The organism is Blastomonas sp. CCH1-A6, assembly GCF_001556365.1.
Lineage (GTDB): Bacteria > Pseudomonadota > Alphaproteobacteria > Sphingomonadales > Sphingomonadaceae > Blastomonas > Blastomonas ursincola.
Genome location: NZ_LSIS01000421.1, coordinates 1 through 15,850 on the forward strand (window position 1 = coordinate 1; position 15,850 = coordinate 15,850).

Genomic DNA, 15,850 nt, shown 5'->3' on the forward strand with positions numbered 1-15,850 from the left:
CTCCCAACCCTCCCCCCTAAAGGGGAGAGGGCTTATTGGTAGCAACCCCAACCACCCCCGCTCATCCTGAGCAGCGGGCGTAGCCCGCGTCGTCGAAGGACCCGCGCCCACGCTGGCCATATAGCGGGGCCTTCGACAAGCTCAGGCTGAGCGGAGCGGAGTATGGCATGGAAGATCGCCCCGAGACGAGCCAATCGGTAAGAGCCCTATTGCAGAAAAGGGGCTGCAGAGCGATACTCAAGCAATGGCTACCCGAGCAAGAAGCCTGTTATTGATAGCGATTTTTGTGATCGCAGGAATATGTGCTGGCTGGTATCTCAGAGAACAACGGGACATCGACGCTTGTTTGCATGCAGGCGGCCGTTGGGAAATGCCTGGCGGTTATTGCATGGGCGCCATTTTCGGTTCGCCTGAATACTAAGTCCGCTTTTCTTAAACGGCTTTTATCAACACAGCCGGACAACGCACTGACAGCCGAGTCCCCCATCAAGCCTCCAGCTCGACATCCCAGTACAGCCAGTCGTGCCAGCTTTCGTGCAGGTAATTCGGAGGAAACGCTCTCCCGCGTTCCTGGAGCTGCCAGCTTGTCGGGCGGATCGGCTGGACCATCAGGCGCATGTTCGCTTGCGCAGGGGTGCGGCCGCCCTTGCGCATGTTGCACGGAGCGCAGGCGGTGGCGACATTCTGCCAGGTGGTCTTGCCGCCCAGGCGGCGCGGGACAACGTGATCGAAGGTGAGGTTGTGCGGCGATCCGCAATATTGGCAGTGGAAGCGGTCGCGCAGGAACAGGTTGAAGCGGGTGAAGGCGGGATATTCGGACGGCTTCACATATTGCTTGAGCGCGATGACCGACGGGATCTTCATTTGGATCGTCGGGGAGTGCACCTCGCGCTCATAGGTCTCGATGACGTCGACCCGGTCGAGGAATATGGCCTTGATCGCGGTTTGCCACGGCCAGAGGCTCAAGGGGTAATAGCTCAAGGGGGTATAATCGGCGTTCAACACGAGGGCGGGGCAACTGTCCGGATGCCGGGTCAGGTCCGGCTGCGGATCGCGTACCGCCCGTTCGATCAAGTCGGGATGAAACATGGTCGGCTCAAACCCTCTCCCATTCGTCCGCAGTGTTACCTAAAAGGTGCGCTTCGTATAAACCCTGATGCGTGACAGCCCCGTGACAATCCTGAAAGTGCTCGATTTACGGTTAATCAGCATGAGCGTGCGGCCAAGGTCAAGGGGGCGTTTCCACAATATATGGTGATAAGTCCGCATATTGCACCCAAGGGACGGAAGGGCAGGCGGTGATGCGCACCCGCTTTGCGCCCAGCCCCAATGGCGCGCTGCATCTGGGCCATGCCTATGCCGCGATGCAGGCGCATGACCTCGCGCGGCAGTTGGGCGGCGCCTTCCTGCTGCGGATCGAGGATATCGATGGCGTGCGCTCGCGGCCCGAGCTGGTCGAGGCGATCCTGGCGGATGTGCGCTGGCTGGGGCTGGACTGGGACGGGGACGTGCTGTTCCAGTCGTCGCGCCTTGCCGCCTATGACGTGGCGCTGGCCGGGCTCAAGGCGCGGGGCCTCGTCTATCCCTGTTTCTGCACGCGCAGCCAGATTGCGGCTGGCGGCGCGCAGCCGGGCCCCGAGGGGCTGGTTTATCCCGGCACCTGCCGCGCGCTCTGCGATGCCGAACGCACCGATCGCATGGCGCGCGAGACGCATGCCTGGCGGCTGGATGTCGGCAAGGCGCTCGATCAGACCGGCGCGCTGGTCTGGCATGACATGGCCGCCGGCGAGCAAGCCGCAAAGCCCGAGCTGTTCGGCGATGTCGTGCTCGCGCGCAAGGATGCGCCCGCGAGCTATCATCTCGCGGTGACATTGGACGATGCGCACCAGGAGATCAGCCATGTCGTGCGCGGGCGCGACCTGTTCCTGGCGACGCATGTCCACCGGCTGCTCCAGGCGCTGCTGGGTCTGCCGGTGCCGCTCTATCGCCACCACAGGCTGCTCGCCGGGGCCGACGGGCGCAAGCTTGCCAAGAGCGAGGGCGCGGCTGCGCTGGCGGGATTGCGCGAACAGGGGGTGGATGGCCCCAGCCTGCTGGAAAATTTGCGGAAAGGGCTTCTTCCGTCTGGCATTTCCTGGGCCGAGCCCTCATATAGCGTGCCATGAACGTCATCATCATCCTGGCGATTGTCGCTCTGGCAATCATGGTTCTGGTCAGCCTCGTGCGTGGCCTTGTCGCCTTCATCCAGATGACCGAGGAAGACCTCAAAAACCCCGGGGTCGGCCGCAGCCATCAGATGCAGAACAAGATGATGTTCGCGCGCGTCAAATATCAGGCGATGGCGATTGCCGCAGTCGCCGTGCTGCTGCTGGTCAACCGCTGAGCCCTGAGGGCGGCGGGGGCACGAATGGTCAAGCTCAACAAGATATACACACGCACCGGTGATGACGGCACGTCGGGCTTGGTTGATGGCTCGCGCATCGCCAAGCACAGCGCGCGCATGGCGGCGATCGGCGATGTCGACGAGCTGAACAGCGCGCTGGGCCTTGCCGTCGTGGCGCTGGGCGAGAGCGAGTTCACCGCCGATCTGATCCGCGTGCAGAACGATCTGTTCGATCTGGGCGCGGACATCGCCACGCCGGGCGAAGATTTCACCCCGTCCGAAATGGTGCTGCGCATAGTGCCGAGCCAGGTGACCTGGCTCGAGGACCGCATCGATGCGGTCAACGACCCGCTCCCCCCGCTCAAGAGCTTCATCCTGCCCGGCGGCAGCCCGGCAGCGGCAGCGGTGCATCTCGCCCGCGCCATTGCCCGCCGTGCCGAGCGCGCGCTCGTCGCCGCCGCGCACGAGGGATCGATCAACCCGCAGGCGCGTATCTATGTGAACCGGCTGTCGGACTTCCTGTTCGTCCTCGCGCGCCGGATCAACAATGGCAACGACCCGCTCTGGGTGCCGGGTGCATCGCGATAGAGCGTTGCCGCGCCCGTGTACTGACCGGGTGATTAGAGTATCGTCACCCCCGCGCAGGCGGGGGTCCCGCTCTTCGGCTTCGGACAGGATAGCGGGATTCCCGCTTTCGCGGGAATGACGGACAAGGGGGTAGAATGATCATCTCCAGCGCTACGTCCTCTCCCGGACGCGCAGCTTCCCGAGAAGCCGACCTCGCCCACCGCTTCACCCAGGTCCGCACCCTGACGCTCGATCTGGTCGCGCCACTCTCGGATGCCGATGCCACCGTCCAGTCGATGGACGATGCCTCGCCCGCCAAATGGCATCTGGCGCATACCAGCTGGTTCTTCGAGACCTTCGTGCTGCGCGATCATGTGCCGGGCTATGAAGCGTTCGACGCGAATTTCGCCTTTCTGTTCAACAGCTATTATGAGGCTGAAGGTGCGCGGCACGCGCGGCCCCGGCGCGGGATGCTGACCCGGCCCTCGCTCGACGACATCCGCGCCTATCGCGCGCATGTCGATGCGGCGGTGCAGGCGGCGCTGCCGGGATTGGGTAACGATGCGCTCGATCTGGTCGAACTCGGGCTGAACCACGAACAGCAGCATCAGGAGCTCCTGCTGACCGATATCCTGCATCTGTTCGCGCAGAACCCGCTGCACCCGGCGGTCTGGCCTGCGCTGCCGATGGGCTCGGTCGAGACCGCGCCGCTCGAGTGGATCGAGGGGCCGACCGGGCAGGTCGAGATCGGCCATGCGGGCGAGGGCTTCGCATTCGACTGCGAAGGGCCGCGCCATGCGGTGCTGCTCACCCCCTATGCGCTCGCCAGCCGTCCGGTGACCAACGGCGAATGGGCCGCGTTCATCGCCGATGGCGGGTATAGAGACCCGCGTCACTGGCTGTCCGACGGCTGGGCCTGGGTGAAGGCGCAAGGCATCAGCGCGCCGCTCTACTGGCAGCAGGATGACGATGGCGGCTGGATGCAGTTCGGGCTCGATGGCCTGCGCAGCGTCGATCCGGCGGCGCCGGTCACGCACATCAGCCTGTACGAGGCCGACGCCTATGCGAGCTGGGCGGGCGCGCGGCTTCCGACCGAGCAGGAATGGGAGGCGGTTGCGATGGTGCACGATCCCGCTTCGGGCAATCAGCTCGATCGCGCCGGACCCGTGCGCCCGCGCGCCGATGCGACAGCATCGATGTTCGGCAATGTCTGGCAATGGACCGGCAGCGCCTATCGCCCGTATCCCGGCTTCAAGGCCGCGGAAGGTGCGGTCGGCGAGTATAACGGCAAGTTCATGTCGGGCCAGTTCGTGCTGCGCGGATCGAGCTGTGCAACCCCGCGCGGTTCCGTGCGTCCCTCTTATCGCAACTTCTTCTATCCCCATCAGCGCTGGCAGTTCACCGGTCTCAGGCTCGCCAAGGATCTCACCTGACCTGACCTGACCTGAACTGATCCCGCGCAGGAGACTCTCGCTTGGCTACCCTGATCGACCCGCCCGAAGCCCAGACCGCAGCCGCATCGGGTGAGGCCGATCCCGCCTTCCGAGCCGATGTGCTCGCCTGTTTCCGCGACACCCGCCGCGCGATCCCGGCGCGCTGGTTCTACGACAAGACCGGCTCCGAACTGTTCGAGGCGATCACCGACCTTCCCGAATATTACCCGACCCGCACCGAAACCGCGCTGCTCGAGCGCTATTGCGGCGAGGTGGCGCAGCAGGGCGGGGCAGGGCGCACCGTGGTCGAATTCGGCTCGGGCTCGTCGGTCAAGACCCCGCATCTTCTGCGCGCGGTGCAGGGTAGCCACTATGTGCCGATCGATATCTCGGGCGAGTTCCTGCGCGAATCCGCCGCCGCGCTCGCCGATGATTTTCCGGGGCTCAACGTTCATCCGCTCGAAGGCGATTTCATGCGACCGCTGAAATTGCCCGAGGCTGTCGCGGATGAACCCAAGCTTGGCTTCTTCCCCGGCTCGACCATCGGCAACATGGTCGCGCGCAGCTCGCTCGACCTGCTCCGCTCGATGCGCGAGACGCTGGGCGTCGGGTCGCTGCTGCTGATCGGCATGGACCGCATCAAGTCGCCGGACGTCCTGATCCCCGCCTATGACGATGCGCAGGGGGTGACCGCGCGGTTCAACCTCAATCTGCTCCACCGCATCAACCGCGAGCTTGATGGCACCATCCCCGTCGATCGCTTCCGCCATGTCGCGCGCTGGAACGACAGCTATGCGCGGATCGAGATGCATCTCGAGGCGCAGGACGACATGAGCTTCACCGTGCTCGGCGAGCGTTTCTCGATGCGCAAGGGCGAGACCATCCACACCGAGAACAGCCACAAATACGGCCCGCGCGACGCGCGGCTGCTGCTGCGCGCGGGCGGCTGGACGGTGCGGCACGAATGGACCGATCCGGACGACTGGTTCGCGCTGATTCTAGCCGAAGCCAAGCCGTTCCAGACCGCGCCTTGAGGCGTGGCGGGGATCAGCCCGCCAGCTTCTTCATCACCAGATACCAGTGGTCGAGGCCCTTGTAGAAATCCTCGACGCGGATGCGTTCGTTGAGACCGTGCGCGAAAATGTCTGCGCTGCGCATCGCGGCATTGCCGATGCCCACGGTGTTCATGCCCAGCGCACGATAGTGCATCCCATCGGTACCGCCCGACGACAGCTCGGGCACGATCGGCAGGCCCGGATAGCGCGCATCGAGGCTGGCCATGACCGCCGCGCGCACTTCGGGCGTCAACGTGGATTCGGGGCTCTCGACCACATTGGTCATCAGCTTGAACTTGACATTGTCATTGCCGATGGCCTTGGCGAGTGCCGCCTGGGTCGCTGCCGCGCCGCCCTCGCCGGGCATGATGCGGCAATTGACCGTTGCGGTCGCCGATTGTGGCAGCGCGTTCTCGGCATGGCCGCCGCGCAGCATCGTCGCAACGCAGGTGGTGCGCATCTGGGTCGATATGCCCGGATCGGAAAGCAGCTTGACGCGCGGTTCGGGAGCTTCGGGATTGGCGGCAAAGGCCTGCATCGCCTGGCCGATCTCGCCCGGCGTCAACTTGCCCATCGCGCCGAAATAGCTGCGCACCAGCGGGCTTGCATTGACCGGGAACTGATAGGCCTGAATCTTGCCGAGCGCCGCTGCCAGTTCATAGATCGCATTGTCGGAGCGCGGCCGCGAACTGTGGCCACCGGGATTGGTGACGGTGAGCTCGAAGGTCGCAAAGGTCTTCTCGCCCGCCTGCACCTGGTACATGACCGGCTTGAAATCCTCGGTCATCGCCACGCCGCCGGCATCGCCGTTGAGCACCAGCGCGGGCTTGATCGTTTCCGCCACCATCTTCGCCTGGGCGCGGGTGGAGATCATGCCGGTCTCCTCGTCGCCCGAGAAGACGAGATACAGGTCGCGCTTGGGCGACCAGCCCTCCTTTTTCAGCCGGATGAAATTGTGCGTCAGCGTGGCGACACCATATTTGTTGTCGAGCGATCCGCGCCCGAAGAAATAGCCGTTTTCCTCGGTCAGCGTGAACGGAGGGCGCTCCCAGTCCTCCGGCAGCGCCTCGACCACGTCCATATGGCCAAGGAACACGATCGGACCGGCCTTGGGCTTGCCCTTGGCGGCGTAGCGCACCACCAGCCCCTGGGTCGGTTCGCCCTCGCTGTCATAATCGGTGATCGTGATATCGCTTTCGGCAAAGCCGGCCTTGAGCAGCTGTTCCTTGAGATAGCCGGTCATCACGCCCATCTGCTTGTGGCCGCGTGCGGTGCGGATGCCGACGACATCGCTGTAGAGCTGGCGCGCGGCAAGTTCGTTGGGGTTGCGCTGCGGGGCCGGGGCCTGCGCCAGCGCGGGCAGGCTCGTCGCGGTTGCAAGAGCGGCCAGGCCGGTGGCCAGCGCCAGTTTCATCATGGTTTTCATGGTATTCAGCGTCCCCTTTTCTATCGCCCGCACATCTCGCCAAAGCCGGTCGAAGCGACTATAGCGTTCGCATACTCTTGGAGAACAATTCATGTCGGCCCACAACCCTTCTTTGCGACCCTGGCGCGATATCGATCGGCGCAAGTGCCGCCAGATCATGGTCGGCAAGGTGCCGGTGGGTGGCGATGCACCGGTCAGCGTGCAGACGATGACCAACACGCTGACCTCTGACGCGAAGGCGACAATCGACCAGATCCGCCGTTGCGAGGAGGCAGGGGTCGACATCATCCGCGTCTCGTGCCCCGATGTCGAGTCGACCGCTGCGATGAAGCAGATCGTTCGCGCCTCGCGCGTGCCGATCGTCGCAGACATCCATTTCCACTACAAGCGCGCGCTCGAAGCGGCGGATGCGGGTGCGGCGTGCCTGCGCATCAATCCGGGCAATATCGGCTCGTCCGAGCGCGTGCGCGAGGTGGTCAATGCCGCCAAGGCCAATGGCTGCGCGATCCGTATCGGCGTCAACGCCGGAAGCCTCGAGAAGGACCTGCTCGAGAAATATGGCGAGCCGTGCCCCGAGGCGCTGGTCGAAAGCGCGCTCGATCATATCAAGCTGCTGCAGGACCATGATTTCCACGAGTTCAAGGTCGCGGTGAAGGCGAGCGACGTGTTCCTCGCGGTCGCGGCCTATCAGCAGCTCGCCGATGCGGTGGACTGCCCGCTGCACCTCGGCATCACCGAGGCGGGCGGGCTGATCGGCGGCACGGTCAAGAGCGCAATCGGCATCGGCAACCTGCTCTGGGCGGGCATCGGCGATACCATCCGCGTCTCGCTCTCCGCCGAGCCCGAGGAAGAGGTGCGCGTCGGTTTCGAGATCCTCAAATCGCTCGGCATCCGCACCCGCGGCGTCCGCATCGTCAGCTGCCCCAGCTGCGCACGCCAGGGCTTCGACGTGATCCGCACCGTGCAGAAGCTGGAGGAGCGGCTGCAGCATATCAACACGCCGCTGTCGCTTTCGGTGCTCGGCTGCGTCGTCAACGGCCCGGGCGAGGCGCGCGAGACGGATATTGGTCTCACCGGTGGCGGCAAGGGCAAGCACATGGTGTACCTGTCGGGCGTCACCGACCACACGGTCGAGGACGAGGACATGGTCGAGCATATCGTCAAGCTGGTCGAGGCCAAGGCGGCCGAGATCGAGGCGGAAGCGAGCGACGCAGGCAATGCCGAGCCGGTCGCGGCGGAATAGTCCTTGTTCGGATATGTCATACACTGGGAAGCGTTGGCAACAGCGACTGCTGGATTAATGGCGGTTGTGGGAGCTGTATTCGTTGGTTTACGGCAGGTTGCTCTCACTAGGCGTCAAATTGAAATTATGCATCAGCAGGCAAGTGATGATAGGCGATTGCGGCAGCAAAATTTGAAGTTATCTCTTCTTGACAGGCGAGAGCCATTATTATTTAAGCTTCAAGATATTTCCAGAGAATATTTCCAGACTGGAAAAATTTCTTCGGAAAAGAAAAAGGAGCTGTATGATGTTTTACGTAAATCGCAGCTTCTATATCCAAAAGACATATCCGATCAAATATTGGATGTAATTTACTTTCACGAAAGAAAGCAAACGGCTCTGAACCGGCAAGCGACGTATGCTGGCTCCGGTAGGCTGGATGAAGCGATGGCTGCATATGACCAGTCAGACGAGTTTGATGCTAAGGTTTTTGAGTTGTTGCCCAAGATAATTGAAAAGATGAGAGAAGTTTCTTCAATGAATGATTGGGATTGAGATTATGACCGTGACGATCCGCCCCGCCCGACCGGGCGATGAGGCCGCGATCCTGGGCATGGTCATCGCGCTCGCGGTATACGAGCGCGAGCCGGATGCCGTGAAGGCGACCGAGGAATCGCTGCGTGCGACGCTGTTCGGTGAGAACGCTCAGGTTTTTGCGCATATTGCCGAACTGGGCGGCGAGCCGGTCGGGCTGGCCTTGTGGTTCCTCACCTATTCGACCTGGACCGGCGCGCCCTCGCTCTATCTCGAGGACCTGTTCGTCGCCGAAGCCGCGCGCGGAACCGGCTCCGGTCGCGCGCTGCTGACCGCGCTGGCCAAGGAAGCCAAGGCGCGCGGTTGTGCGCGTATGGACTGGGCAGTGCTCGACTGGAACGAGAAGGCTAGGGCATTCTACACCCATATCGGCGCGCATCATTCCAAGGGCTGGGAGCCCTGGCGGATCGAGGGCGACGCGCTCGACCGGCTTGCCGCGGGCTGAACGCAGCGACCCTATACAGCCGTACAGGGCGCGCCGTTTGCGCTTTGCCTCCGTGGTGCAGCACCCTAGTTTCGCCACCGGATCGCAGGGGAGGGCCTGCGGACGGAAACGAGATGGGGAAATCGAGATGAAGCTCGCCAGCCTGCGCCTTCTGGGCGTGACGATGATGGTGTCTGCGCTTGCCGCATGCGGTGGGGAAAAGGCCGCCGACGCGCCCGCCGAGGGCGAAGCTGCCGCAGAAGCCGCGCCCTCTGCCAAGGGGCCGGTCTGGGCGGTGTCGGCCGAAGAGGGCAAGACCGTGATGTCGCTGGTCGAAGGCGCGGACAAGACGCTCGCGACACTGAAATGCGCCAATGGCAGCAAGACGGTGGAGTTCGAAGTCCCCGGCTTCGCGCGCATTCCCGAAGAGATCGCGCTGACGCTGGCCCCCGATGGCGGCGAGCCGGTGCTCAGCATCATGGTGCCCGCAGACGGTGAAGGCTTTGCCAGCGGCACCGCGCCGCTGCCGAACAATTTCAATGCCGCCTTTGCCGGCAAGCAGGTGCTGTCCTTCGGCATGAACACCATCACCGTCGACACGCCCGCCGAGGGCGAGGCCGACACGTTCGTCACCTTCTGCGCGCAAGGCGAAAGCGAAGGCTGACTCTTTCCGGCAGGTCCGGCCCCTGCCCGCGGGGGGCGCGGGGGCCGGACCTGCGGGCTTTCGAGGAGAATGGACGATGCGTGGACATTGGGTGATGGCGGGGCTGCTCAGCCTCGCGCTGGCGGGCTGCAGCGGAGGCGGTGCCGACGACAACGCCGACAAGGGCACGGACAAGACTGCCGATGCCGGATGCGCCGATGATGGCGAGAAGCTGAAGCTGACCGGCCTGTGCAAGGGCCGGGCGGTCAACTCCATGAACATGGACGCGAGCGCCTCGCCGGAAGCGCCCGATGGCTGCGAATGGCAGGTGATGGAAGCCGCGCTGCCCGCCGACGAGGTGCTGCTCTATCGCGGCCTGGTCTGCGGCAAGAAGGCGGCAGAAATCGAGATCGCGGGCGGGGCAGAACGCGCCGAGGTGAAGCTGATCAAGTCGGCCATGTCGGACGAGATGCCCGAACCGTTCACGCTCGGCTATCTCTACACCGCAGAGGGCGAGCCGGCCCAGGCGATCACCCAGCGCGCGCGTTCGGTGATCGAGGATCCAGCAGAGGCGGCCAAGTGCAATGCCCGGCCCGCGAATATCGAAGGCTGGCCCAAGGATGCGTATGTCGTCGATACCGATCCCAAGGGATCGAATACCGTGGACGGCAGCCCGGTCGCGGTGTGCGGCGATCTCGGTTATTTTGATGAAGGCTTCCGCTTCTGGCGCGCGGCACAGGGCTATGCCTGGTTCTTCGATTTCGGCCAGGATTTCGCCGAGATCGATCCCGGCTCGCTGACCATCGTCGCCAAGGACGCCGAAGGCAATTGGAGCGCGATCGGCCAATAGGGTGCGTTGAGCCAGTTTGGGTCCTGTGATACCATTTAGGACCCAAGGAGGCGCGCATGACCTATACGGCCAAGATCATCAAGGGCGGCAAGATCGTCATCCCGGCGGAACTGCGCCGCGAGCTCGGCTTTGCCGACGGCGACCGGCTGGTATTCGAGCGCGAGGGCAATTCGCTGGTAGTGAAGAGCCACTCGCAGGTTATCCGAGAGTTGCAGCAAGCATTCAAGGCTGCCATAAAGGAGCCGTTTACCGTCGATGATTTCTTGGCAGAACGACGGGCCGAGGCTGCCCGCGAATGACGGTCGTCCTTGATGCATCTGCATTGCTTACGGTGCTTCTGGTCGAGCCTGGCCGCGACAATGTCGAGCCTCACCTGATGGATGCGATCATTTCGGTGGTCAATCTCAGCGAGGTCTTTGCGCGTGCTTTGAAGGCCGGGGTTTCCTCCGATGATGCTCAATGGATACTGGAAGGTTTTGGCCTGATGACCATCTCCTTCAGCGCTGAACAAGCAATCGAGACCGCGCTATTGCTGCCTGCCACGCGCCATCGCGGCCTATCGCTGGGTGATCGCGCGTGCCTGGCGCTGGCGCGGCGCGAAGGATTGCCGGTGCTCACCGCCGACCGGCAATGGGAAGGTCTGGATGTGGGCGTCGACATCCGCTTGATCCGTTAGGCCGCTTTAACGCGATATTAGCAATCGCGGCGCATCCTTCGGATATGCGCAAAGCCATCGCCATCGCCGCCCGTCCTTCGCAGACCGATACCGCCTGGCTCGCTGTCCTGCGTTTCGTGCTCGTTTCGGGCTGTGCGAGCACGCTTATCCTGGCGCGCTATCCGCTGCCTTTCTGACTAGCGAGCTTGCGCTCGATCCCCTGCCACAGCCTGGCATAGGCCTGCGCCGCCGGGCTCTTCGCGTCGAATGCGCCCACCGGCAGCCGCTCCTCGGCCATTCGCTCGACCGCGCTCGCCATCGGAATGACCGGCCAGTCGGGATAGGCTTCGAGCGCCTGCTTGTGAAGCGCGCGGCGGCGGTCGACCATCACGAACACCGGCAGCATCGGCGCGTGGCGTCCCGATTTCCCGTCGAGATAATTCTGCACCTCGGCAAAGGCGCGCTGCGACAGCGGCGAGGGGATGATCGGCACGATCACCAGATCGGCCGCGCGCAGTACCTGATCGGAGGTCTCGCTCAGTCCCGGGGGGCAATCGAGCACGATCCGGTCATAATGCTTGCCCAGCCCCTCGATCAGCTTCTTGAGGCGCTTGGCCTTGCCGATCTCGAACAGCATGCGGTCGAGCCCGCGCAGCGAATGGTCGGCGGCGAGCAGGTCAAGCCCCGGAATGCGCGAAGGGCGCACCAGCTTTTCGGGCGAGACATCGCGCGCGAAGATCGATCGCGCCTCGTCCTTCACCGCGTGATCGTCGCCGATCAGATGGCTCGCCGCGCCCTGCGGGTCGAGGTCCCACAAGAGGGTGCGGCGCGAGGAGAGGACCGCAGAGCACCAGGCGAGATTGACCGCGCTGGTCGTCTTGCCTACGCCGCCCTTCAGATTGTAGACGGCCACGCTGTGCATCCGGTCCCCCATATCAGCCCCCCTGTTGCGCTGCCTCACTGGTGGCTGGCCCCTTGGCAACAGGCGCTGCGGCTGGGCTAGCGTTGGATTGTGTCGCGGGTGTTGCAGTCCGGTTCAGGCCGGTCTTTTCCAGCCAGGCCTGCAAATCGGCGACGGTGCGCTTCGGGTCCTCCTCCATGGGAATATGACCCAGATCGTCATAGGTGACGAGCGTGTCGTTGGGCAGCTGGCGCGCAAACCAGGTGGCATTGGCAAGCGGGATCAGCGTGTCCTTCTTCCCCCACACGATCAGCGACGGCATGGTCAGGCCGGCAAACTCGACCGCATCGGCTGGCTTGCGCGGAAAATCGCCCCGCGCGACGGTCGCCTCGCGATTGCCGGGATGGCGCAGCAGCTTCCAGTAGAGATCGACCATCTCGGGCGTAACCTTGCTGGGATCGCCGACGCTCTGCTGAAGGCTCTGCTCGATGATGCTGCGCGGGGTGAAGATCTTCATGATCGGACGCACCGCTGCACTTTGCGCCAGGCGAAAGCCGATCGGGATCTTTGTCGGCTTGGCTTCGGGAGCCCCCGAACTGTCGACAAGCACCAGTCCCGCAACCCGCTGCGGATATTTGAGCGCGATATTCCAGGCGACCCATCCGCCCATCGAGTTGCCCGCCACGACATAGCGGTTGATGCCGAGTGCGTTCATCACTTCGGCCCCGGTGTCGCGGAACGCCTCGGTGCTGTAATCGCCCTTGATCTGCGCGCCGGTTAGGCCATGGCCGGGCTGATCGTAGCGCACGACGCGATAGTCCTTCTTCAGGTCATCGACCCAGCCCTGCCATGTGTGCAGCGACGCATTCGAGCCATGGATCAGCAGAATCGCGGGCGCATCGCGCGGACCTTCATCGCGCACATGTACGCTCTGACCATTGGGCAGCTCGATGAAGCGCGAGGGCGGCCTGCCATATTGGGCTTGCAACTCGCTCGGCTCGATATCGGGTGCATAGCCCCAGATGCCGAGCCCGACGATCGCCAAGACCAGCAGAATGAACAGCCATTTCAGGAATTTGAGCATCCCGCCTTCGTCTCCACCTTGCCTTGCCCGGTCCGTTTGTTTTGTCCGGCATGCCATTACTGCATCACCTGACCGCGCCCGCAAGCAAAATCCCTTGATCGCGTGCGTCGGTCTCGCCCCGGCTTGTTGCAGATTTATCACGCGACCCGAAATTGCACCGTATGCGCAATTGCATGTTGCAGATGATAACGCCTCGCATTAAGCGCCGGTTCAGGCCCGGCTGCGACCGGAAATGCTGTTTGTGGAGATGTTTGAGATGGTGATGCCCGGAAGCTGGCGCTGGTCTGCCGGAGCGAGCTTTGCAGCCCTGATGATGTCAGGCCTTGCGCCCACTGCCCAGGCTGAGGCCGTCAAGGCAGATGTGGCTCCCGCTGCTGCTGCTGCTGCAGGTGTAGCAGGCGATGCGGAGGCCGAGGCACCGGGCGGTTCGCGTACCGACATCGTCGTCGTGGGCGATGCCATCAAGGCGGACGAGATTGCCGGATCATCCGCGATCGTCACCGATGTCGACCTCAAGCGTTCGCGCGTATTCAACGTCAACGACGCGCTTCGCCAGGTCGCCGGGCTGTTTCCGCGCGACGAGGAAGGCGCGGGCGCGCGTCCCAATATCGGCATTCGCGGGCTCAACCCGATTCGTTCGACCAAGGTGCTGCTGCTGGAGGACGGTGTCCCCCTGGGCTTTGCGCCTTATGGCGACAATGCCGCCTATTATCACCCGCCGATCGAGCGTTTCACCGCCGTCGAGGTGCTCAAGGGCGCCGCGCAGATCCGCTTTGGCCCGCAGACGATCGGCGGCGCGGTCAACTATATCACGCCGGCGGCGCCAGATGCTCTCTCGGCGCGCTTTACCGGCAGCCTTGGCAACCGCGACACGCTGAACCTCGACGCGATGGTCGGCGGCCCGGCGCTGGGCGGCAAGCTGCTGCTCCATGTCAACCACAAGCGCACCGATGGCAATCGCGACAACCAGGCGCTGCGCTTCACCGACATCTTCCTGAAGGGCGAGTGGGAACTCGGGCCCGATCATGGCATCACGCTCAAGGTTTCCCGTTTCGAGGAAGACAGCCAGGTCAGCTATTCGGGCCTGACGCGCGCCGAATTCGCCGCCGATCCGCGCGGCAACGTCTTCGTTAACGACGATTTCCAGACCGAACGCTGGAACGCCACGCTGGCGCATCGCTGGTCGATCTCGGAAGCCGCGACGCTGCGCACCACAGCCTATTACCATTATTTCACGCGCGACTGGTGGCGCCAGTCGTCGAATAGCGGCCAGCGTCCGAACGATTCGAGCGATCCGACCTGTGGAGGCCTAGCCAATCTGCTCACGACCTGCGGCAACGAGGGCCGTCTGCGCGATTATGATACCTATGGCATCGAAAGCCGCCTGGAACTCGATCATGACGCGCTCGGCTTCGGCGGATCGACCGAGATCGGCATCCGCTATCATGAAGAGCGCCAGCGTCGCCGCCAGTGGAACGGCGATACGCCCAATGCCCGCACACCGGGCACCAGCGTCAACGCGGGTGTTCGCGAGAATAACGAGCGCGATGCGACGGCCTTTTCGGCGTTCATCCAGTCACGGCTGGAGTTCGGCAAGTTCGCGATCATCCCCGGCCTTCGCGGCGAGTTCATCGATTTCGAGCGGCGCAACCTGCCGATCTCGGTGCTGGCGGGCGGTCGACCGACGGGGGCGGTGACCGCTCCCACTGCCGCTTCGCAAAGCCTCGACAAGCTGCTCCCCGGCCTTGGCGCGACCTGGGAAATCGCACCCGATGTCACGCTCTATGGCGGCGTCCATCGCGGCTTCGCTCCGCCGCGTGTCGAGGACATCATCACCGCGGCGGGCGGCACGGTCGATCTCGATCCGGAGCTCAGCTGGAACTGGGAAGCCGGTATCCGCGGCAATATCGTCAAGGGCGTGCGCGGCGATGCGACGTTCTTCGTCATGGAGTTCGACAATCAGATCGTCGCGCAATCGGTGGCAGGCGGGGTCGGTGCGACGCTGACCTCGGCCGGGCGCACGCTGCACCGGGGCGGCGAACTTTCGCTGTCGCTCTCCTCACGTGAGGCGGGGTGGACGGGAGCGGACACTGATGTGTTCGCGCGCATGGCCGCGACCTGGGTCGCCAATGCGCGCTACAAGAGCACGCGTATCGCCACCGCGCCCTGTTTCGACGGCGCGACCACCGGCACGCCGGTGCTGACCGGCAGCGGCCCGGTGCCTTGCGGCGTCGCGCGCAATATCGAGGGCAACCGTCTGCCCTATGCGCCCGAATGGCTGTTCAACGCAGCAGTCGGCATCGAGCATCGCGGCTTTACCGGCCAGGTCGAGCTGGTCAGCCAGTCATCGATGTTCGCCGATGACGTGAACCTCGTGCCCGTCACGCCCGATGGCCAGCGTGGTCGTATCAACGGCTGGACTCAGGTGAATGCCGCCGTGTCCTACGGTCCGCCCCAGGGCAATTGGGAGGTTTTCCTCTCCGCACGCAATCTGTTCGACCGGCTGTACATCATCGACCGGGCACGCGGCGTGCTGCCCGGCCAGCCATTCATGATCCAGGCAGGGTTCACCGTCCGCATGTGATCCAGGCCGCTCCCGCCGTCATTGGCGGG

At 63.9% G+C, this 15,850-nt stretch carries 18 protein-coding genes; 14 read left to right on the forward strand and 4 right to left on the reverse strand.

Features of this window, described 5'->3' with window-relative positions:
* Nucleotides 1-486: 486 nt before the first annotated feature.
* Nucleotides 487-1,089, reverse strand: a complete 603-nt coding sequence (locus tag AX735_RS18995) for an HNH endonuclease (protein ID WP_066283478.1) — start codon at nt 1,087-1,089, stop codon at nt 487-489.
* 212 nt (nt 1,090-1,301) lie between these two features.
* Here AX735_RS18995 and gluQRS point away from each other — a divergent pair, with 212 nt between their 5' ends.
* From gluQRS to egtD, 5 genes are all read left to right on the forward strand, one after another.
* Nucleotides 1,302-2,165, forward strand: a complete 864-nt coding sequence (gene gluQRS / locus AX735_RS19000) for a tRNA glutamyl-Q(34) synthetase GluQRS (protein ID WP_066283486.1) — start codon at nt 1,302-1,304, stop codon at nt 2,163-2,165.
* Nucleotides 2,162-2,383 carry a hypothetical protein gene (locus AX735_RS19005; protein ID WP_060977271.1) on the forward strand — a complete coding sequence of 74 codons (222 nt, stop codon included), beginning with the start codon at nt 2,162-2,164 and terminating at the stop codon, nt 2,381-2,383. Before gluQRS ends, AX735_RS19005 begins: the two co-directional genes overlap by 4 nt.
* Before the next feature lie 24 nt (nt 2,384-2,407).
* Nucleotides 2,408-2,971, forward strand: coding sequence for a cob(I)yrinic acid a,c-diamide adenosyltransferase (locus AX735_RS19010; RefSeq protein WP_066283494.1), 564 nt, complete (start codon nt 2,408-2,410; stop codon nt 2,969-2,971).
* A 134-nt stretch (nt 2,972-3,105) separates the two neighbouring features.
* Nucleotides 3,106-4,383, forward strand: coding sequence for an ergothioneine biosynthesis protein EgtB (gene egtB / locus AX735_RS19015; protein WP_082751204.1), 1,278 nt, complete (start codon nt 3,106-3,108; stop codon nt 4,381-4,383).
* A gap of 41 nt (nt 4,384-4,424) precedes the next feature.
* Complete coding sequence (gene egtD / locus AX735_RS19020) at nt 4,425-5,417, forward strand: L-histidine N(alpha)-methyltransferase (RefSeq protein WP_420542505.1); 993 nt, start codon at nt 4,425-4,427, stop codon at nt 5,415-5,417.
* A gap of 13 nt (nt 5,418-5,430) precedes the next feature.
* Here the strand turns inward: egtD and AX735_RS19025 are convergent, their stop codons facing one another.
* Nucleotides 5,431-6,864: a M20/M25/M40 family metallo-hydrolase gene (locus AX735_RS19025; RefSeq protein ID WP_137776291.1), complete on the reverse strand. Its 1,434-nt coding sequence runs from the start codon at nt 6,862-6,864 to the stop codon at nt 5,431-5,433.
* 91 nt (nt 6,865-6,955) lie between these two features.
* Between AX735_RS19025 and ispG the strand changes: the two genes are divergently transcribed.
* From ispG to AX735_RS27065, 8 genes are all read left to right on the forward strand, one after another.
* Complete coding sequence (gene ispG, locus AX735_RS19030) at nt 6,956-8,107, forward strand: flavodoxin-dependent (E)-4-hydroxy-3-methylbut-2-enyl-diphosphate synthase (protein WP_066283498.1); 1,152 nt, start codon at nt 6,956-6,958, stop codon at nt 8,105-8,107.
* Between the two features lie 3 nt (nt 8,108-8,110).
* Nucleotides 8,111-8,641 carry a hypothetical protein gene (locus tag AX735_RS19035; RefSeq protein ID WP_137776290.1) on the forward strand — a complete coding sequence of 177 codons (531 nt, stop codon included), beginning with the start codon at nt 8,111-8,113 and terminating at the stop codon, nt 8,639-8,641.
* A 4-nt stretch (nt 8,642-8,645) separates the two neighbouring features.
* Complete coding sequence (locus AX735_RS19040) at nt 8,646-9,125, forward strand: GNAT family N-acetyltransferase (RefSeq protein ID WP_066283507.1); 480 nt, start codon at nt 8,646-8,648, stop codon at nt 9,123-9,125.
* Nucleotides 9,126-9,252: 127 nt separating this feature from the next.
* Complete coding sequence (locus tag AX735_RS19045) at nt 9,253-9,768, forward strand: hypothetical protein (RefSeq protein ID WP_066283515.1); 516 nt, start codon at nt 9,253-9,255, stop codon at nt 9,766-9,768.
* Between the two features lie 76 nt (nt 9,769-9,844).
* The gene (locus AX735_RS19050) at nt 9,845-10,597 is read left to right on the forward strand and encodes a hypothetical protein (RefSeq protein WP_137776289.1); all 753 of its coding nucleotides are present in this window, start codon (nt 9,845-9,847) and stop codon (nt 10,595-10,597) included.
* Nucleotides 10,598-10,653: 56 nt separating this feature from the next.
* Nucleotides 10,654-10,896 carry an AbrB/MazE/SpoVT family DNA-binding domain-containing protein gene (locus tag AX735_RS19055; protein WP_066283519.1) on the forward strand — a complete coding sequence of 81 codons (243 nt, stop codon included), beginning with the start codon at nt 10,654-10,656 and terminating at the stop codon, nt 10,894-10,896.
* On the forward strand, nt 10,893-11,273 hold the full coding sequence (locus tag AX735_RS19060) for a type II toxin-antitoxin system VapC family toxin (protein WP_066283524.1): 381 nt from the start codon (nt 10,893-10,895) through the stop codon (nt 11,271-11,273). The genes AX735_RS19055 and AX735_RS19060 overlap by 4 nt, the downstream gene beginning before the upstream one ends.
* 44 nt (nt 11,274-11,317) lie before the next feature.
* A complete protein-coding gene (locus tag AX735_RS27065; protein ID WP_446471837.1) occupies nt 11,318-11,449 on the forward strand; it encodes a hypothetical protein in 132 nt (43 codons plus the stop codon).
* On the opposite strand, the gene AX735_RS19065 is transcribed toward AX735_RS27065, so the two are convergent.
* Nucleotides 11,431-12,174, reverse strand: coding sequence for a ParA family protein (locus tag AX735_RS19065; protein WP_171007870.1), 744 nt, complete (start codon nt 12,172-12,174; stop codon nt 11,431-11,433). The genes AX735_RS27065 and AX735_RS19065 overlap by 19 nt on opposite strands.
* 13 nt (nt 12,175-12,187) lie before the next feature.
* On the reverse strand, nt 12,188-13,237 hold the full coding sequence (locus tag AX735_RS19070) for an alpha/beta fold hydrolase (protein WP_066283529.1): 1,050 nt from the start codon (nt 13,235-13,237) through the stop codon (nt 12,188-12,190).
* Nucleotides 13,238-13,493: 256 nt separating this feature from the next.
* Between AX735_RS19070 and AX735_RS19075 the strand changes: the two genes are divergently transcribed.
* The gene (locus AX735_RS19075; RefSeq protein WP_171009904.1) at nt 13,494-15,821 is read left to right on the forward strand and encodes a TonB-dependent receptor domain-containing protein; all 2,328 of its coding nucleotides are present in this window, start codon (nt 13,494-13,496) and stop codon (nt 15,819-15,821) included.
* The last annotated feature ends 29 nt before the right edge of the window (nt 15,822-15,850 follow it).